The sequence below is a fragment of the Ruegeria halocynthiae genome, from assembly GCF_900106805.1.
GTDB lineage: Bacteria > Pseudomonadota > Alphaproteobacteria > Rhodobacterales > Rhodobacteraceae > Ruegeria > Ruegeria halocynthiae.
Genome location: NZ_FNNP01000003.1, coordinates 15,755 through 33,021, shown reverse-complemented (window position 1 = coordinate 33,021; position 17,267 = coordinate 15,755). Strand labels below are relative to the sequence as shown.

The following is a 17,267-nucleotide window of genomic DNA, read 5'->3' as shown; positions in this document are numbered from 1 at the left end:
ACGCCATGACAAACCACCTGACAGGAGTCGTGACCCCGCTGCTTACACCCTATGAGGATGACCTGAGCATTGCCGAAAGCCTCTATCTGGACCATGCCGCGTTCTGTCTGGAGAGTGGCGCACATTGCCTCTCGCCGTTCGGCGCCACCGGGGAGGCAACCTCGAACACATTGAGCGAGCGCGTGGCGATGCTCGAGCGTCTTGTCGCATCGCGCACGGCGCGGCCCGGGTAGCTTATGCCGGGCACTGGGCTGCGCAATCTCGAGGATACCGTCACGCTCACCCGTCACGCGTCTGAACTGGGTTGTGCCGCGGTGACGGTGCTTGGTGCGGGTGGTTGCATTTCGGCAAGCCGCAATTCGAACATCACCGCTATCAGGGTCATGTATGAAGCCGTACGGGATGGTGACCAGAGCGAAGCAGATACGCTGCAACAGGGGCCGGAAATCCACTGCAAAGCTGCACAGGAAGAAGGGTTGATTGGTGGATTAAAAAGCCTGGTAGCCCATCGTTCAAACGACCGGCACTGACTTAACCTTCGCCCACCGCATATGGTTGCCGACCCGGCCGCCGGACCGAAATTGACCACCACACTTCAGCGCTAACCGCAGGATCTCCCTAAAGAGCCAAGGGCTATGTCCGAAATGGGTACGCGATACCCGACATTTGTCCATTCCAACTGGGTGGCAACTTTGTCCCGCGTTGCGGACGCTTGCGAGCCAGATCATACGTCGATTGGATGGTTTCGTGCGCACAGAGGCACGAAAAATACCACATTTTATTGACTCATACTGCACCTGCACAATAACAGGGGCCGGGCTGGGCGCATGGGGCGTTCGGTGCCTTTCCCTATGGAGTATTTCAATGTCTGACCTGCGTGAAACCGCGATGACGTCCAAGGCGTGGCCTTTTGAAGAGGCGCGGCGGTTGCTCAAACGGTACAAGCAGGGCGCTCCTGAAAAGGGATATGTGCTGTTTGAGACGGGCTATGGACCCTCGGGGCTGCCGCATATCGGCACCTTTGGCGAGGTGGCGCGGACCACGATGGTCAAGCGCGCGTTTGAGGCGCTGTCGGATATCCCCACCAAGCTGATCTGTTTCTCGGACGATCTGGACGGGATGCGGAAGGTTCCCAGCAATGTGCCGAACCCCGAAGCGCTGCAGGACTATCTGCAATGTCCACTGACCTCGGTGCCGGATCCGTTTGGTGAGTACCCGAGCTTTGGTGAATACAATAACGCAATGCTGCGCCGGTTCCTCGATACCTTCGGGTTCGAGTATGAGTTCTATTCGGCGCGTGAGTTTTATCGCTCGGGCCAGTTCGACGAGATACTGAAGCGGGCTGTCGACAAGTATGATGACGTGATGGCCATCATGCTGAAGAGCCTGCGGGAAGAACGTCAGCAGACCTATTCGATCTTCCTGCCGATCCACCCCGAGACCGGGCGGGTTCTGTATGTGCCGATGAAGAAGGTTTGCGCCGAGACCTACACCGTCACTTTCGATGACGAGGATGGCAAGGAGTGGACGCTGCCCGTCACCGGCGGCAATGTGAAGCTGCAGTGGAAGCCTGATTTTGGCGCGCGCTGGGCCGCGTTGGGCGTGGATTTCGAGATGTACGGCAAGGAACATGCAACCAACGAAAAAATCTATGACGCGATCTGCCGGGCTCTGGGTGGTCGTGCGCCCGAGCATTTCAGCTATGAGCTGTTTCTGGATGAGAACGGGCAAAAGATTTCGAAATCGTCGGGCAATGGTGTGTCGATTGACGAATGGCTGACCTATGCGCCAACCGAGTCGCTGGCCTATTTCATGTATCAGAAACCCAAAACGGCGAAGCGGATGCATTTCGATGTGATCCCGAAAGCCTATGATGAGTATCATCAGCAGTTACGGGCCTATCCGGGGCAGGACCTGAAGGCGCAGCTGAACAATCCGGTGTGGCATATCCATGGTGGAGATGTTCCTGAGTCCACTCTGATGGTGCCTTTTGCGATGTTATTGAACCTGGCGTCGGTATCCGGGGCTGAAGACAAAGAAGCGCTGTGGGGTTTCATTCGCCGTTATGCGCCTGAGGCCACTGCCGAGACCCATCCCGATCTGGATCAGGCGGCGGGTTTTGCAGTGCGGTACTTCAACGATTTCGTGAAGCCGACGCGCCAACACCGTGCGCCGACCGATCAGGAACGCGAGGCGCTGGAGGCTTTGAAGGCGGCCTTGGAAGCCTATGACGGGCCGATGGAAGACGAAGCGTTGCAATCGGTGGTCTATTCCATCGGGCGCGAGCGGTTTGACCCGATGCGTGGCTGGTTTACGGCGCTTTACGAAGTGCTGCTGGGCGCATCGCAGGGTCCTCGGTTCGGTGGGTTCATCGCACTTTATGGCGTGCCGGAAACCATTGCCCTGATCGACAAGGCGCTGGCCGGAGAACTGGTCTGATTTGACCTGAACCCGTGTGGGGCTACCCTTCGCTTAGGAGGTTGCCCCATGCGTCGACTATTGCTTGCCCTATCCCTGAGTGCCGGACTGGCATCCGGCGCCTTCGCGCAGAATGCGGAGATTGAGGCGAATATCTCGGCACAGATACAGGCGTTTAAGGCAGATGATTTTGCCACCGCTTTCACCTTTGCCAGCCCCAACATTCAGCGCTTGTTTGGCGACCCGAACAATTTCGGGGCGATGGTGCGGAATGGTTATCCGATGGTCTGGCGACCGGCGGATGTGCGGTTTCTGGAGCTGCGCGAGGTGGCCGGAGCCCTGTGGCAGAAAGTCATGATCACCGATGGCGACGGTCGGGTGCATCTGCTGGATTACCAGATGATCCAGCAAGAGGGCGGCTGGAAGATCAATGGCGTGCAAGTGTTGGGCAATTCTGATCCGGCGGCCTGAGGCAACACCACCGTCACGGTGGTAAGAGCCGCGATTAATCCCTTTTCGATACTCAAACCCATGCGCTTGGGCTTAAGGCCCGGGCATTTCGGGTTTTGGCGCGCTGGGGGCGCGATTGGGAAAGGGATTTTACATGAACAAGGCAATCACCGACGGCATCGTGTTTATGCCGCCCGCATATGCAGGTGGTCTTGGGGTCTGGTCCAGTGGCGACGGCACGCCGGGTTCTCCGACCTATGAGGGGTCTGGTACGGGTGTGTTTGTGCCGGCGGATGCGGATTTTGCGGGCTGTCTGGAGATTTACAAGACTGCAGAACCGCAGCGGCTGCGCTATATGGGGCAGACGCCTTTGCTGCCCGGTTGTTACCTGCAGATCAAGGCACGGGTGAAGGCGATCAGTGGGCCGCTGCCCGAAGTGCGGATTGCAGGCTGGGCGGGCGGCGCCGGGGATGCGCATGTGGAAGGCTTGGTCGAACAGGGCCCGGCGGTGCAACTGACGGGTTATGGCACGGTGCACGAAGTGACGGCCATCGTCGGAACCGGCCTGCGCCCCGGCGTCGATATGGCGTGGGGCAATGCGGCGCTTTACGGTCACTTTGGTTTGGATATCGAGGGCACCAACGGTGCCGTAGTGCGGGTCGATGATATCGAGATCACCGATGTGACCTCGGTCTTCCTGCGCGACATGATTGGTTTGGTCGATGTGCGTGACTTTGGTGCGGTTGGGGACGGCGTTACCGATGACTCGGCGGCGTTTGAGGCGGCGGATCAGGCCGCGAACGGGCGCAAGGTTTACGTGCCGCAGGGTGTGTTCCGACTGGAAGAGAATACCAACATGGCATCCGAGGTTTCGTTTGACGGCACGGTCACGATGCCGGTCGACAAGATGCTGCTATTGACCAAAAACTTCGACCTGCCCACCTATATCACCGCCTTTGGCGATGAGATGCTGGCCTTTAAAAAGGCGTTTCAGGCGCTGCTGAACAGCTCGGACCATGAATCTCTGGATTTGGGCGGGCGCAAGATTGCGGTGACCGAGCCGATTGATATGGCGGCGGCAGTGCCGAACCGCACCGGCTATGCCACCCGTCGTGTGGTGCGCAACGGGCAGTTTGACGTGAAAAACAGCTCAAACTGGGATACCGAGACTTTCACCTCGGTCGCGACCTACAGCCCGTCTGATCCCGATACGCTGACCAACGTGGCCAACGTGGCCAATATCCCGGTGGGTGCGCTGGTCACAGGCAGCGGCGTCGGGCGCGAGGTCTATGTGCGGTCGAAAAACGAAAGCACGGGTGAGATCACGCTGAGCGCGCCGACATATGACGCGGCTGGCACACAGACCTTCACCTTTACGGCGTTCAAATACCTGTTGGATTTCAGTGGCTTCAGCGCTTTGCAGAAGTTCAACATGGAAGGGATCGAATTCCAGTGTAACGGCCGGTGCAGCGCCATCCGGCTGTCTCCGGGCGGGAACACCTTTGTGCTGAAAGACTGCTTTGTCAGCCGCCCGAAAGATCGCGGCGTCACATCGGTCGGGCGGGGATGCCAGGGTATGCTGATCGATGGTTGTCAGTTCCTGTCGACCGAGGAAAGCCTGGATGTGCCGGATCGCAGCTCTATCGCGCTAAACGCCAACGCCAACGACGTCAAGCTGCGCCACAACCGGGCCACGCGTTTCCATCATTTCGCAGTGCTGAGCGGCGATAACAATCTGGTGCTGGGCAATCACTTCTTCCAGGGTGACAACGTGGCCAACGGGGTGCGGAATGCCGGGTTGGTCATAATTGGTGGCTACAACAGTTCATCCATCGCCGAGAACTATGTCGATAACTGCTTTATCGAGTGGACAAACGAGCATGATGCCAACCCCGATTACTTTACGAGTTTCTCGTTCAGCGCCCTGAGCATTACTGACAATATCTTCTACGCCAGTGATGTTGCCCCCTGGTTCAGCTATCTTGTGATCCGCCCCCATGGCACAGGGCATTTCCTGAACGGGCTGTCTGTGACCGGCAACAAGTTTCGCGTCAACAATGTGCGGATTGACCGGGTTGATCGGGTCGATACCAGTTTCGCCGATCTCGATCCCGAGCGGCACAAGAATGTCAGCTTCGAGAACAACACGTTCCACGGCATCAATACACCCTGTGCCAACCCGCTGCGGGTGCAGCATACGCAAAGTTCGCCGTCTTCGGCTTGGACCGTCAGTTCGCAGGGGCAGTTGCCGTTTGGTGGCAGGACGCGCGGATGTGACTCGGTTGTCACGCTCGGAGGTCTCAGGACAGGGCAGGGGGCCCTGCGTTACGCCGCGCCCTATGTTGAGCTGAAACAAGGCGCAAGCCAGAGCGACATACGCTTGCGTTGGTCCGAAAGTTTGTTTGGCTCTGTCTCAACCATCCTGCGGGTCGACACCTGATCGGATCAATGGACGGGTCGTCCAATTTGGGCGGCCCGACTTCAATAGCTGCGCCACAAGGCAAATTTGAACCCGATTTCGTCACGAGCCGAATTGCGTTCGGCGCCCAGAATCCAGGTGAGATTGCCAGTCTTGGGGCGATACATCACCGAGGGGCGGGCGCTCCAGTACCAGGGGCGATCGGGAACATATGAGGTTTCGATTTGCAGCAGCGGGTCCAGCCGCCGACCCGAAGACAGGCCTGCCGTGAAATCCAGCTTGTGGATCGTTGCCTCGTGCGAGCGATGCTCGATTGCGGTATCAACGGCGAGCCACCCCGCGCCCAATCCGGTTTGAATGCCTTTGCCATACGATAATGTCGCCTTGTACATCGCCCAAGTGCTGTATTGGCGATGATGCGCGCCAATGCCGAACTCGGCCGCCAGCCGTCCTGCCGACCCGAAATCAGTGACCGGCACCCGGGCAAAGATTAGCGCATGGCCATATAGATCCTGATGTTCTTCGGCATCCAGCCCGATGGTGAGTTTTGGTCTCAGACCCCATTCGGCATAAAGTGAAGATTTGTATTTGTAGACATCTTCTTCTTTGAACACGGTTACTGAGATCGCGGTGAAGCTTGAGTCTTTCTCACGCAACCAGGCGCCGGGCCATGCCGGAGTGCCGAGTGTAAAAACCAATACAAATATGAGGACCTGACGAGCCATACGTGCAGCATCGGCAGACATGGTTAACGGATGGTTAGTATCTTGTTCATGTTTGAGAAAGTTTTTTGATCCGAAGCCGCGCCTATGTGCAGGAAATTGATGGTGTTTCCAAAAGCTGTGCTAGGCTTGGAGCAGCTACATAGGAGAAGCCATATGCCGCAGATTTCCAAAAACAACAGCTACCAGACTGTCATCACCACCTTCGAGATGACCCCGGGAACCTGCCAGGATCTTCTTGAGGCACTGACAGATGCCTATGCCGCTTTCATCTCGAAGCAGCCGGGTTTCATCTCGGCCGGATTGCATGTGAATGATGCCCAGACCCGAATTGCCAACTATTCGCAATGGGAGCGGCGCGAGGACTTTCTGGCAATGTTGCGCACGCCGGAAATGCGTGAGCGTAATCGCCGGGTGAACGAATTGTGCAAAAGCTTTGAGCCGGTGATGTACGATGTTGCCGAGACATTCGGTGATACCTGATCTGAGTCAATGCACAGCTCCCGGTCGCAGAGCAGGATAGTTGCGCAATCACGGAGGCACGAGCCATGTATCACAACATTCTTGTTCCCATTTCCTTTGATGCCGAACGGGATAGTTCGGCCTCATTGAAGCTGGCGCAATTGCTGGCCACGCCTGAGGCAGAGGTTACGTTGCTGCATGTGGTCGAACATATTCCGGATTATGCGATATCCTACATGCCGGCCGAGTATCTGTCAGAAGCGCGCAAGGCCATCCAGTCCGAGCTTGATGCTATGGCTGTGCGTGTCCCGAATGCAAAAGGGTTGGTGATCGAAGGTCATTCCGGGCGCACCATTCTGGATTGGGCAGAAGTGAACAAGCCCGACCTGATCATCATGGCATCGCACCGCCCGGGTATGCAGGACCTGCTGTTAGGATCAACCGCGACGCATGTGGTGCGCCATGCCAAATGCGCCGTGCATGTGGTGCGCTGAACACAAATTTTCAGCGCCCTCCCGTCTGTGGCCATGGCTTTGCCACATAAAGGGTTTATTACCTTTGGTATGAGGACCGGGAAATCGACGGATGAGACCGACTTGAGCCCGCGCCTGACAAGGCGGCAGCGGCGGGCTGATGCGCTGCGCAGGCAAGCCCTGTCGCCTTTGCGTATTCTGTTGATGGTGCTGGCCCTGCCATTGACAACAGGGATGATCGCCATCGGTGTCTACCTGCGTATTTCCGATTTCGAGCGCCATGAGGCTGTGATCCATCTGGTGGCGCTGGCCGGGTGCGATACGGTGCAACGGATTGTCCAGGGTCCGTTTTTTGAAGGACGACCCGGCTATCACAAGCGCAACGACCCGGACGGTGATGGTGTTGCCTGTGGCTCACCCGGTCTGCAAAAGCCACGCAACGTAGCGATGCCAGGGGGTGCTCGAAGCGCACCCCAGTCAGTCGAAGCACCCAAAGAGCGAACGGTTGGGACGGCTAAATTTCTAAAGCCGTGAATCGTGTCGACCCGGGGGATCGAAATCTTGCAAAGATCTGGGGCCGCTTTCTATTCAAGATAGCGATGCGTGGCACAGGTCAGCCTACGCAGCGGGGCGCGATTGCAGATGATGACAATATGGCCCGCGCTTTGCGCCGCATCATGCAGCCTTGTTGGACGGCCTTTGTGGCGAAAAGGTCGCTGAGCCAGACTTCGGGGTAAAGAGAGATGTAACTGTTGTGCATGGCGACCTGTTTGGGGCGTTAAGATTAATGGCGGATAAAGAAGATCATTGCGATCCTCCACCGCGAGCGTCACTGTTCAGGACATGACACGTGACGAATTCAATACCATTTGTGACGGCCTCAAAGCCACCACCCATGTGGTGCAATGGGGCAATGCGGATGTCTGGAAAGTGGGTGGCAAAGTGTTTGCTATCTGTGGCTGGAACGATGGGAAGGCCGCATTCACTTTCAAGGCCACCGATCTGGCCTTTGAGGTTTTAGGTAACGAACCCGGTATCCGCCCAGCGCCCTATCTGGCCTCACGCGGGATGAAATGGTTGCAGGTATATGGGGAACGCGGCATGTCCGACGCCTCGTTGTGCGAGCATATCGTGACGTCTTATGAGATGGTTGTGGCCAAACTGACCAAGAAGAAACGGGCCGAATTGGGCGTCTAACCCTTCATCGCGTGCAGCAATTCAAGAAGCTGTTTACGGTCATCATCATCGGCGTAATCCCCTGTGGCCAGACGTTCTGCGATGCACAGGCGCAGGCGTTCCTGTTGCGTGCGAACCTCTTGCCCGGCGGTTTCCGCCAGAGTTCTCATGATCACCGCCACTGCCTGCTGGCGCTTGGTGGTGGGGCTGGCAATGTAGTCGATCAGACTCTGCTGCCCGGAATCGAGGATGTTTTCGGCCAGATCGCGCAGCTGATCACCATTGGGCAGCAGCGGAGCAGGGACGTCTTTGGGCGGCAGGATTTCAGGCACGCTGCGCGGGGTCTCTGCCAGAGCATTCGCTCCGTCGACGAAGGCTTCGGTGATCATCCTTGTAATCTTGATTGCGCGCGGGTCCTTGAACAGGGTCGAGGCGATGGCCACGCCGTAATCCGTATAGACCCACGGATTGATCCGCCGCCCACCGCGACCCTTGGGTTTTGAGATCACATTCTGTGATTGCAAATCGGTGACCTCGGCATCGGTCAGTTGAAAGCGGTAGCCTTCGAACAGGTCGGTGTTGCGCGACACCGCCTGATTGAAGGCGCTGACGGATTTCCCATAGAACTGCGCCAGATCCTCGGCCAGCACGACGCGGGTGCCGCGTATCCTGTGGATGGCACTTTGTACTTCTTGGGTGCTGGGCAAGTTCTTCGGGTTCGTCATGGCAGCCGTTTGGAATCACAATCTGTGATTTCAAACGTGAAGCAGTGCGCGCTGGGCTGCAACCTTGAAGTGTCAGATGCCGAGCGTGGGTGAGGCGTCAGGTTGAAAATACCCTGAATTTTCAAGTATCAATGCGAGATTTAAGGCCGCCGTGCTAGCTTGCGCGCGGCGAGGCCGTTCCGGTTTCGCCTTTGGCAATTTTGCCAGACGAGGGAGGAAAGTGATGTTTGCACGAATTACCCAATTCAAGATGAAGCCCGGTTCGCGTGAGGCGGCGACGGCGAAAATGAACGCATTGAAACCCGAAATCATGGGCATGCCCGGCATACACAGCTTTACCAACGTGATGAATGAGGACGGCTCGGGCTATGTGATCTCGGTGGTCGAAAGCGAAGCAACCTCGAACGCGAACGCGCCCAAAGTGGCCGAGCTGTGGGGTCATTTCGCCGAGTTCATGGAAAGCCCGCCGACGCCGGTTGGATACGACGTGGTTGCACATTGGGATAAGGGGTAAGCCACGGGGCGGGATTTTCCCGCCCTTTTATTGACGCGGTGTAGGATGGGGTTTTACCCCATCATGCGTTTAGGTGGCCAACGGAGCGATGGGTTGGAAACCCATCCTACGCTTACCTATACCTGCTAAAACGTGTTATGAAACCAAATTACGAAGTCGGCACCGTACGCTGTTTGAATTGTTCCAACGGCGACTAGCAAAAGCTCCAAGCGCCACATTAGACTGCTCCAGTCTCCCTGAAACCGTGTCGAATACTTATAGCGGTTTTGGAATTCAAGAAATTGTTCATTGAAATTTTCTTGTTCCTGACGAAAGCTATCAGCCGTTTCTTGGTCAATTTGAACGCTTTCAGCAAACTCTCTAATTGCTTCCGGTGTGTTTTCTACGAATGGGTTCTCGTAGCCCATTTTATGGTTGATCTGGGCAATCTGTGATGCATGGACGTTAAAAGTGTTGGTAATGGCTCTATCTCTAAACTCCATTGCTTTGGCCGTATGATTATACTGCCATTCGGCCCAGGACCGTTCCCAACTTTCCAACGCAGTTGAATAGCGATTTCTTTGAAATGCTATATTCAGAACAGCCCATGCAATAATCACGGCACCAAACTTGGCAAATTTTTCAGGCTCGTTGGCCCTCAAAAAGTAGGCGGAGTAACCTCCGAAAAATAGAAGCTGTGTCGTGACATAAAGTGTTGGTCTAAGGGTCTTGTTCCATAGTTTTTGCGCTACACTCTTTGTCTTCACCGCTTCCGCCTTTTCACATTCCTACCCCGCTGCCCCGGCTTGCCAGCCGTTGACCGCCCGCGCGATTTCACCGCGTCTTCCGAGGCTTTCTCGACCGCCCACTGGCGCGCCAAGGGGTCGTCGGCGATGGCCAGATCGACCGCTTCCAGACGCTTGATCTCATCGCGAACATTAGCTGCCTCTTCGAATTCCAGATTCTCGGCGGCTTTGCGCATCTTGTCGCGCAGCCCGTCCAAATGCGCCTCGAGATTGGCGCCGTGCATCGGCTTGTCGATGGTGGCGGTGACGCGGTTCATGTCGACGTCGCCCTTGTAGAGACCGGCCAGAACGTCCTCGACGTTCTTTTGTACGGTTGCGGGAGTGATGCCGTGTTCTTCGTTATAGGCGATCTGCTTGGCGCGGCGGCGGTCGGTTTCGCCCAAGGCGCGCTCCATACTGCCGGTGATCTTGTCGGCATACATGATGACCCGCCCGTCGGCGTTGCGCGCGGCGCGGCCGATGGTCTGGACCAGCGAGGTCTCAGATCGCAAGAACCCTTCTTTGTCGGCGTCCAGAATGGCGACCAGACCGCATTCGGGAATGTCGAGCCCTTCGCGCAGCAGGTTGATGCCGATCAGCACGTCGAAGGCCCCCAGACGCAGGTCGCGCAGAATTTCGATACGCTCCAGCGTGTCGATGTCGGAATGCATATAGCGAACCTTGATGCCCTGTTCGTGCAAGTATTCGGTCAGGTCCTCGGCCATGCGTTTGGTCAGCGTGGTGACCAGCGTACGGTAGCCATCAGCGGCGACCTTGCGCACCTCGTCCAGCAGGTCGTCGACCTGCATGCTGACGGGGCGGATTTCGACCTCGGGATCCAAAAGCCCGGTGGGGCGGATCACCTGTTCGGTGAAAACGCCGCCTGTCTGTTCGATCTCCCACTTTGCCGGGGTGGCCGAAACAAAGACGGATTGCGGGCGCATGGCATCCCATTCCTCGAACTTGAGGGGTCGGTTGTCCATGCAGGACGGCAGGCGGAACCCGTGTTCGGCCAGCGTAAATTTGCGCCGATAGTCGCCCCGGTACATGCCACCGATCTGCGGCACGCTGACGTGGGATTCGTCGGCGAAAACGATGGCATTATCGGGGATGAATTCGAACAGGGTCGGGGGCGGCTCACCGGGCGCGCGGCCTGTCAGATAGCGCGAGTAATTTTCGATCCCGTTGCAGACGCCGGTGGCCTCAAGCATTTCCAAATCGAAATTGGTGCGTTGTTCCAGACGTTGGGCTTCCAGCAGCTTGCCTTCGCCGACCAGTTGATCCAGCCGGATGCGCAGCTCTTTCTTGATGCCGATGATCGCTTGGTTCATTGTCGGTTTCGGCGTCACGTAGTGCGAATTCGCATAGACCCGCACCTGCTCCATATTCGCGGCGCGTTCGCCGGTCAGCGGGTCGAATTCAGTGATGGTTTCCAATTCTTCGCCGAAGAACGAGAATTTCCAGGCGCGGTCCTCAAGGTGGGCGGGCCAGATTTCCAAACTATCACCGCGCACCCGGAACGAGCCGCGTTGAAACGCCTGGTCGTTGCGCCGGTACTGCTGAGCCACCAGATCAGCCATCACCTGCTGCTGGTCGTATTCGTTGCCAACCTTCAGGTCCTGCGTCATCGCCCCATAGGTTTCCACCGACCCGATACCGTAGATGCACGAGACCGAGGCGACGATGATCACATCATCGCGTTCCAGCAGCGCCCGCGTGGCCGAGTGGCGCATCCGGTCGATCTGTTCGTTGATCTGAGATTCTTTTTCTATGTAGGTGTCGGATCGCGCAACATAGGCTTCGGGCTGGTAATAGTCATAGAAAGAAACGAAGTACTCGACCGAGTTGTCTGGAAAGAACCCTTTGAATTCACCATATAGCTGGGCCGCAAGCGTCTTGTTTGGTGCTAGGATGATCGCCGGGCGCTGAGTCTCTTCAATCACCTTCGCCATGGTGAAGGTCTTACCCGTACCGGTCGCACCCAGCAGTACCTGTTCGCGCTCACCCTCCCGAACGCCGCTGGTCAGTTCCTTGATCGCGGTCGGCTGGTCGCCTGCAGGCTCGAACTCGGTATGCATCACAAATTGTTTGCCGCCTTCAAGTTTCAGGCGCGCGCGGACGTCATCGGCGGTCAGTTGGCTCTTGTCGGAATGGGCGTAGGGCATAAGCAGGCTCCGGGTCTGGCCCCTACATTTGTTCTTATTTTGTCCATCTGCAAGGGCTGATCCTGATTCAATTCCCATTACGCGGTCTGAGTCTGCGCATCAGGGTCAGGTCGCACTTTGGCTGCCAGTGCCGATAGGTTGTCGGCCAGCACCCGGCCTATCATCACTTTCAGCAGGGTCTGCCCCATCAACCAGCCAATGGGCCCGTATTTCATACCAAAATCCATGCTCCAGGTGACCCGGCTGCGTGAGGTGGACAACGGAGTGATCGCGATTGCGGCCTGCGCTTCGTGCAAAGGCATCGCCATATGCGACAGCCGCACGGTATAGCCCCGATTCACCTGCCAGTCCGTCACCTCTTCGACCAGCGAGGTGCCGTTGGCAAAATGGCAGCGCCGTTTTGACCCGATCCCATCCGTGCCCACCGTAAGTGCATCAACAGATACCACCTGCGGAGCGAAGTCATCGATATGCATAAAGCGGCTGAGTATCGCCCAGATATCCTCGGGGCGGGCTTCGAGTTCGAGATGGCGTTCCTGGTGGAGCATCTTGCAGCCCTTTCGAAATGACTGCGCTTGAATAACTTAGACTAATGACAATTTCTGTCATCAGTGTGCCGATATCATCCGCGACAATTGTTATCTTGTCCCGGGCCGCGCTCTGACGCATAAACAGGCCTAGCCAAGTGAGTACGGAGAGGCGACATGCGCGCACGGATTTACCAGCCTTCGCGAAACGCGATGACCTCGGGGATGGCCAAAACCCGCAAATGGGTTCTGGAATACGCCCCCGTCTCGGCGCGCGAGGTTGATCCGTTGATGGGCTGGACCTCATCTAAAGACACTCAGACTCAGGTGCGGCTAAAGTTCGACACCAAAGAAGAGGCGCTGGACTATGCCAAGGACAACGGCATCGACGCACAGGTGATTGAGCCGCACAAGCGCAAGCCGAATTTGCGCACACGGGGTTATGGCGAGAACTTCGCCACCGACCGGCGTGCTCCCTGGACGCATTGAATGATCGAAATCCGCGAAGTCGATCCGACATCGTACGCATTGCGCCCGCTCGTCGATGCGCATTTCGCCCATAGCGAAACTGCAGGGCCACCCGAAAGCAACCACACGATGGATGCCCAAGGGCTGGCCGGGCCCGGAATTCGTTTCTGGGCGCTTTATGAGGCGGATGAACCACTTGGGTGTGGTGCGCTCAAATCCTTGCCTGATGGTACGGCCGAGGTCAAATCGGTTCATATCCTGACTGCGGCGCGCGGTCGCGGTTTGGCGCGGGTGATCATGAACCATCTGGCCGAACTGGCCCGGGCCGAGGGCGTTGCAGCACTGGTGCTGGAAACCGGCGCCACGCATCTTCCGGAATATGTCGCTGCACGCAAGCTCTACGAAGCGCTGGGATATTTCTATTGCGGCCCGATCTACGGCTACGATGCCGACCCAAACAGCGCCTTTATGCGTTTGGAACTTCGCTGAAGTGCATAAGTGAACCCCAAAAGCCCTGAGATTTCTCAGACCAAGCGCCCAGAATGTCACTGATGTGTATTGAAATAGTAGTGGCGAGCCGTGGAGGACTCGAACCCCCGACCTGAGAATTAGAAGTTCCCTGCTCTAATCCAGCTGAGCTAACGGCCCGGTCTTCTTTCGGCTGTATCAGCCAAATGCCCCACCTTGTCAACTTGGTAGGGAGACGCGATAGGCACAAACAAATCACGCGCGATCAAGCATTGATGAATGCCTCTGTGCCGTTTGTGTCGTCTGAATAAGACAATAGGCGGTGGGCAAGTATTCAAGAATATTTTCAAGCGCGTACCATGGGATTTACAGGCCGGGTCAATGCGGCTGGTTCCGACGCGTAATTCCGTTTAGCGTGGTGCCAAATCCGGGAGGTGGGTGATTGGAAAGACGTCTCACCGCAATACTTGCCGCAGATGTAGTTGGCTACAGCCGTCTTATTAGAAATGACGAGACGGGTGTACTCGCTGCGCTCAAAAGCCATCGCGAACGATTTTTTGAACCTATTGTCGCCGCACATAACGGGCGCATCGTCAAGTTAATGGGAGATGGTCTGCTTATAGACTTTTCAAGCGCAGTCGAGGCTGTGCGATGTGCCGTGAACTTGCAGCACTATGTCAGTGCAGACAATGCCGACATACCTCAGGACGCGCAGGTGCGGTATCGGATCGGTCTCAATGTCGGTGATATCGTCATGGATCAGGACGATATTCACGGCGATGGCGTCAATGTAGCTGCACGCATCGAAAGCTTGGCTGAACCCGACGGCATCTACATGTCGGCAAGCGTCGTTGAGCAGGTGAAGACAAAGCTTGATCTCAATCTTGAAGATATGGGCATGTTTGAGGTCAAAAACATATCCGACCCCATTCATGTGTTCAGCATACCCATGGACGACAAAGCCATGGCAATTGTCTCAGCCATCGCGCGTCATGAGGACATGCCAACAAAAAATCGATTGTTCATCGCAGCCGGCATCGCGGCTGCGATGGCTCTGGGGCTCGCCGCTTGGTGGCAACTGTGGTCCATAGCGCCATCTCATGACGCAGATGAACAGGCCGGGCTCGTGTCCGGCAAACCCTCCATCGCCGTCATGGCGTTTGACAATCTTAATAACGATCCGAACCAGGATTACCTGAGCGACGGTCTGAGCGAGAGTATCCTGACAGCTTTGTCTCGGTTTGCAGATTTTTTCGTCGTCGCCCGAAATTCGAGTTTCTCGTACAAAGACTCCCCGGCAGATGCACGGCAGATCGCACAGGAGCTTGGTGTACGGTATATTGTTGAGGGGGGCGTTCAAATCGTTGGTGAGCGTTTGCGCGTCACGTCCCAGCTTATCGACGCAACGACAGGCCAGAACATCTGGGCTGACAGCTACGACAGGGAGCTGCAGGATATTTTCGCGGTACAGGACGAGATCACGCGGACGGTCGCATCGCTTCTATCGACAAATATTGACCTGGCCGAGTATGGCCGCCTGAAGCATCAGCCGACTGAAAGCCTGGGCGCCTATGAGTTGCGCAAGCGCGCGCAAGAGGAGTGGTTTAACTTTACCAAGGAAGGCAATATCCGGGCCGAGGAACTCAGCGCGAAGGCCATTGCGCTCGATCCGAACTATGCCGGCGCATATGTGGAAAACGCATGGGCACAGATAAACGGATACCGCTGGGGATGGACAAATTCCCTGACGCGCGAGGAATCATTGGAGCGCGCTTTCATAATGGCGCGGAAAGCCATTGAATTGGAGCCCTTCAATTTCAAAGGTCACTGGGTCTTGGCCAATGCGACAACACAAAGCGGCAACCTGGAGCGGGCCGCGGCACTATATGACAAAGCGATTTCTCTGAACCCGAATTCTGCATCGGTGCTGGCAGATTCAATCGATCCGCTGGTTTATGGTGGTAATGCGCCGGAAGCGGTCGAGCGGATGAAGCTGGCGGTCCGTCTCAATCCCCATCATCAGGATTGGTATTTATGGAACTTGGGGTGGGCACAGTATTTTGCTGAAGAGTATGAAGCAGCAAAGGTGTCGATCGAGAAAATGACCAAGATACCTGATGGCTTGAAACGCACCTACGCGCCGGTTCTGTTGCGCAATGGGCTGCGCAGCGATGCACAGGCCGTCATGAATGATTTTCTGAAGGCCAATCCCGATTTCTCAATCCAGGAGGCGCAAAAAGCGCCTTTCGAGAACAAAGAATACCTCTCTCGGTGGGTGGGTGATTTGCGAGCACTTGGAGTGCCGGACAGCAAGAACTGATCGTTCGTATTGTATAATTCGCGATAGACGCTGCTTGAAACCGAAATTGGTGATGTTGCGAGTTTCGTCCTGTTGAAAACGGGCAGACCGCCCGCGTCCAAAGTCTTGATTGACCCGACCAGCAGATTGGGCTGCCGGATTACCTCTGGCGTTGGAGTGAACCCGACCAGATCCGGGCGTATCGCAAAAAAGCGGGAAACCAAACGGATTCTGCTGGGGCCTGGCTCTGGCGCGCGATGGTTTGCTGTGGGCTAACTGGTCGCTGGCTAAGGCTGGCTTTCGTTGGCTTGGGCTTGCTGTTGCTGGCGCGATGCTGGCTTTTGCGTGCTGTAGCTTACGATGGCTTGCTGTAGCTGGGTTCGTTTGAATCCGTTACAAACCTCATATAAGAACTGCAAGTTTGATGTCAATAATAACACAATAAAAACATATAGTTGATAGAATTTATCGGATATTATTCGTTAATAAAATCACTCGGATTTCTGCCCTATGCCCAGCAGGCCCAACGCGCCATTCACCGCGTGCGCAGCACTGGTTGGAAATGGATCTCGATCGTCAGGTTGGGTCTGTGGGTTTAAACACTGGCGGGCAGACCTATCCGCGCGCGGTTGTCGCAAATCTCCACTGACCTAGACACAGGATTTCCAACAAATAATCGAGTGCTCTTTCGGGGCGAAGAGGGCCGCCAGCAGCTACATGCCAAGAACGCATAACGACCTGAGTTTGGACAAAATTCCGCCCTGAATGGCCACTAGCCGCCGCCGTACGACAGATCGAATACAGATTGGACTACAATGAGAAAAACAGCTCTTCTTCTTGCTCTTTTGCCAACGGTCGCATTCGCCGAGGAGCGGGTATTTGAATGCGATGCACCCGATGCGGAACATCCGGAAATGGCCGCGCGGCTCGTGAAATACGACGGTCAGCAAAAGGGTCATATCACGATAGGAGAAATCAACAAAGACGTGGATGTGTATCCCGGCTTGGACACGCTGACCTATCTGTATATCGGCGATGATTATACGCTGCATTACAATGTGCATCCTGAGAAGGGCACATATGACTATTCTGCCTCAGGCAGCAAATCCGGCTGGGGCAAAGGGACCTGCATAGAGACCACAGGGCAATAGCAGGTTCCGTCAGGTTCGGCGGTAGGCGTGGCCGGAACGATGATTCTGGTGCGCCTCTACCGCGAG

At 56.3% G+C, this 17,267-nt stretch carries 19 protein-coding genes and 1 tRNA gene; 14 read left to right on the top strand and 6 right to left on the bottom strand.

Annotation, left to right across the window (positions count from 1 at the left end):
* Positions 1–5: 5 nt before the first annotated feature.
* The 5 genes from BLU89_RS21290 (at position 6) to BLU89_RS10770 (ending at position 5,308) form a co-directional block, all read left to right on the top strand.
* The gene (locus tag BLU89_RS21290; protein WP_074736850.1) at positions 6–233 is read left to right on the top strand and encodes a dihydrodipicolinate synthase family protein; all 228 of its coding nucleotides are present in this window, start codon (positions 6–8) and stop codon (positions 231–233) included.
* 3 nt (positions 234–236) lie between these two features.
* Positions 237–530 carry a hypothetical protein gene (locus BLU89_RS21285; RefSeq protein ID WP_074736849.1) on the top strand — a complete coding sequence of 98 codons (294 nt, stop codon included), beginning with the start codon at positions 237–239 and terminating at the stop codon, positions 528–530.
* A gap of 334 nt (positions 531–864) precedes the next feature.
* Positions 865–2,439, top strand: a complete 1,575-nt coding sequence (locus tag BLU89_RS10780) for a lysine--tRNA ligase (protein ID WP_074736848.1) — start codon at positions 865–867, stop codon at positions 2,437–2,439.
* 48 nt (positions 2,440–2,487) lie between these two features.
* The gene (locus BLU89_RS10775; protein WP_074736847.1) at positions 2,488–2,889 is read left to right on the top strand and encodes a DUF4864 domain-containing protein; all 402 of its coding nucleotides are present in this window, start codon (positions 2,488–2,490) and stop codon (positions 2,887–2,889) included.
* A 133-nt stretch (positions 2,890–3,022) separates the two neighbouring features.
* Positions 3,023–5,308, top strand: coding sequence for a glycosyl hydrolase family 28-related protein (locus BLU89_RS10770; RefSeq protein ID WP_074736846.1), 2,286 nt, complete (start codon positions 3,023–3,025; stop codon positions 5,306–5,308).
* A gap of 41 nt (positions 5,309–5,349) precedes the next feature.
* On the opposite strand, the gene BLU89_RS10765 is transcribed toward BLU89_RS10770, so the two are convergent.
* Positions 5,350–6,012 (bottom strand): hypothetical protein, encoded by a 663-nt coding sequence (locus BLU89_RS10765; protein ID WP_074737112.1) that lies wholly within the window; start codon positions 6,010–6,012, stop codon positions 5,350–5,352.
* 153 nt (positions 6,013–6,165) lie between these two features.
* On the opposite strand from BLU89_RS10765, the gene BLU89_RS10760 reads away from it, so the two are divergent.
* The 4 genes from BLU89_RS10760 (at position 6,166) to BLU89_RS10740 (ending at position 8,141) form a co-directional block, all read left to right on the top strand.
* Complete coding sequence (locus BLU89_RS10760; RefSeq protein ID WP_074736845.1) at positions 6,166–6,492, top strand: antibiotic biosynthesis monooxygenase family protein; 327 nt, start codon at positions 6,166–6,168, stop codon at positions 6,490–6,492.
* Positions 6,493–6,557: 65 nt separating this feature from the next.
* Positions 6,558–6,965 carry a universal stress protein gene (locus BLU89_RS10755; protein ID WP_074736844.1) on the top strand — a complete coding sequence of 136 codons (408 nt, stop codon included), beginning with the start codon at positions 6,558–6,560 and terminating at the stop codon, positions 6,963–6,965.
* Between the two features lie 102 nt (positions 6,966–7,067).
* The gene (locus BLU89_RS10750; RefSeq protein WP_245709743.1) at positions 7,068–7,478 is read left to right on the top strand and encodes an excalibur calcium-binding domain-containing protein; all 411 of its coding nucleotides are present in this window, start codon (positions 7,068–7,070) and stop codon (positions 7,476–7,478) included.
* A gap of 309 nt (positions 7,479–7,787) precedes the next feature.
* Complete coding sequence (locus BLU89_RS10740; protein ID WP_074736842.1) at positions 7,788–8,141, top strand: MmcQ/YjbR family DNA-binding protein; 354 nt, start codon at positions 7,788–7,790, stop codon at positions 8,139–8,141.
* On the opposite strand, the gene BLU89_RS10735 is transcribed toward BLU89_RS10740, so the two are convergent.
* Entirely contained in the window at positions 8,138–8,845 is a 708-nt protein-coding gene (locus tag BLU89_RS10735; protein ID WP_074736841.1) for an ORF6N domain-containing protein, read from the bottom strand. The two genes, BLU89_RS10740 and BLU89_RS10735, sit on opposite strands and share 4 nt — an antisense overlap.
* Before the next feature lie 223 nt (positions 8,846–9,068).
* Between BLU89_RS10735 and BLU89_RS10730 the strand changes: the two genes are divergently transcribed.
* A complete protein-coding gene (locus BLU89_RS10730; RefSeq protein ID WP_074736840.1) occupies positions 9,069–9,359 on the top strand; it encodes an antibiotic biosynthesis monooxygenase family protein in 291 nt (96 codons plus the stop codon).
* Between the two features lie 125 nt (positions 9,360–9,484).
* Here BLU89_RS10730 and BLU89_RS10725 read toward each other — a convergent pair whose 3' ends face one another.
* From BLU89_RS10725 to BLU89_RS10715, 3 genes are all read right to left on the bottom strand, one after another.
* Positions 9,485–10,105, bottom strand: coding sequence for a hypothetical protein (locus tag BLU89_RS10725; RefSeq protein ID WP_074736839.1), 621 nt, complete (start codon positions 10,103–10,105; stop codon positions 9,485–9,487).
* Positions 10,102–12,288, bottom strand: coding sequence for an excinuclease ABC subunit UvrB (uvrB, locus tag BLU89_RS10720; RefSeq protein WP_074736838.1), 2,187 nt, complete (start codon positions 12,286–12,288; stop codon positions 10,102–10,104). Before uvrB ends, BLU89_RS10725 begins: the two co-directional genes overlap by 4 nt.
* 77 nt (positions 12,289–12,365) lie before the next feature.
* Positions 12,366–12,836 carry an SRPBCC family protein gene (locus BLU89_RS10715; RefSeq protein WP_074736837.1) on the bottom strand — a complete coding sequence of 157 codons (471 nt, stop codon included), beginning with the start codon at positions 12,834–12,836 and terminating at the stop codon, positions 12,366–12,368.
* Positions 12,837–12,992: 156 nt separating this feature from the next.
* On the opposite strand from BLU89_RS10715, the gene BLU89_RS10710 reads away from it, so the two are divergent.
* Complete coding sequence (locus BLU89_RS10710; protein WP_074736836.1) at positions 12,993–13,304, top strand: ETC complex I subunit; 312 nt, start codon at positions 12,993–12,995, stop codon at positions 13,302–13,304.
* On the top strand, positions 13,305–13,772 hold the full coding sequence (locus tag BLU89_RS10705) for a GNAT family N-acetyltransferase (RefSeq protein ID WP_074736835.1): 468 nt from the start codon (positions 13,305–13,307) through the stop codon (positions 13,770–13,772).
* An 81-nt stretch (positions 13,773–13,853) separates the two neighbouring features.
* On the opposite strand, the gene BLU89_RS10700 is transcribed toward BLU89_RS10705, so the two are convergent.
* Positions 13,854–13,931 (bottom strand) — tRNA-Arg (locus BLU89_RS10700).
* 262 nt (positions 13,932–14,193) lie between these two features.
* On the opposite strand from BLU89_RS10700, the gene BLU89_RS10695 reads away from it, so the two are divergent.
* Positions 14,194–16,071, top strand: coding sequence for an adenylate/guanylate cyclase domain-containing protein (locus BLU89_RS10695; RefSeq protein WP_074736834.1), 1,878 nt, complete (start codon positions 14,194–14,196; stop codon positions 16,069–16,071).
* A gap of 794 nt (positions 16,072–16,865) precedes the next feature.
* Complete coding sequence (locus tag BLU89_RS10690; protein WP_143030562.1) at positions 16,866–17,201, top strand: hypothetical protein; 336 nt, start codon at positions 16,866–16,868, stop codon at positions 17,199–17,201.
* The last annotated feature ends 66 nt before the right edge of the window (positions 17,202–17,267 follow it).

What these genes read in the sequence shown, in the direction of transcription:
- BLU89_RS10760 (WP_074736845.1), top strand. Translation starts at nt 6,166, where the DNA reads ATGCCGCAGATTTCCAAAAACAACAGCTACCAGACTGTCATCACCACC.
- BLU89_RS10715 (WP_074736837.1), bottom strand. Translation starts at nt 12,836, where the DNA reads ATGCTCCACCAGGAACGCCATCTCGAACTCGAAGCCCGCCCCGAGGAT.
- BLU89_RS10755 (WP_074736844.1), top strand. Translation starts at nt 6,558, where the DNA reads ATGTATCACAACATTCTTGTTCCCATTTCCTTTGATGCCGAACGGGAT.
- BLU89_RS10770 (WP_074736846.1), top strand. Translation starts at nt 3,023, where the DNA reads ATGAACAAGGCAATCACCGACGGCATCGTGTTTATGCCGCCCGCATAT.
- BLU89_RS10690 (WP_143030562.1), top strand. Translation starts at nt 16,866, where the DNA reads ATGAGAAAAACAGCTCTTCTTCTTGCTCTTTTGCCAACGGTCGCATTC.
- BLU89_RS10765 (WP_074737112.1), bottom strand. Translation starts at nt 6,012, where the DNA reads ATGGCTCGTCAGGTCCTCATATTTGTATTGGTTTTTACACTCGGCACT.
- BLU89_RS21285 (WP_074736849.1), top strand. Translation starts at nt 237, where the DNA reads ATGCCGGGCACTGGGCTGCGCAATCTCGAGGATACCGTCACGCTCACC.
- BLU89_RS10740 (WP_074736842.1), top strand. Translation starts at nt 7,788, where the DNA reads ATGACACGTGACGAATTCAATACCATTTGTGACGGCCTCAAAGCCACC.
- BLU89_RS10710 (WP_074736836.1), top strand. Translation starts at nt 12,993, where the DNA reads ATGCGCGCACGGATTTACCAGCCTTCGCGAAACGCGATGACCTCGGGG.
- BLU89_RS10780 (WP_074736848.1), top strand. Translation starts at nt 865, where the DNA reads ATGTCTGACCTGCGTGAAACCGCGATGACGTCCAAGGCGTGGCCTTTT.
- BLU89_RS21290 (WP_074736850.1), top strand. Translation starts at nt 6, where the DNA reads ATGACAAACCACCTGACAGGAGTCGTGACCCCGCTGCTTACACCCTAT.
- BLU89_RS10730 (WP_074736840.1), top strand. Translation starts at nt 9,069, where the DNA reads ATGTTTGCACGAATTACCCAATTCAAGATGAAGCCCGGTTCGCGTGAG.
- uvrB (WP_074736838.1), bottom strand. Translation starts at nt 12,288, where the DNA reads ATGCCCTACGCCCATTCCGACAAGAGCCAACTGACCGCCGATGACGTC.
- BLU89_RS10705 (WP_074736835.1), top strand. Translation starts at nt 13,305, where the DNA reads ATGATCGAAATCCGCGAAGTCGATCCGACATCGTACGCATTGCGCCCG.
- BLU89_RS10735 (WP_074736841.1), bottom strand. Translation starts at nt 8,845, where the DNA reads ATGACGAACCCGAAGAACTTGCCCAGCACCCAAGAAGTACAAAGTGCC.
- BLU89_RS10775 (WP_074736847.1), top strand. Translation starts at nt 2,488, where the DNA reads ATGCGTCGACTATTGCTTGCCCTATCCCTGAGTGCCGGACTGGCATCC.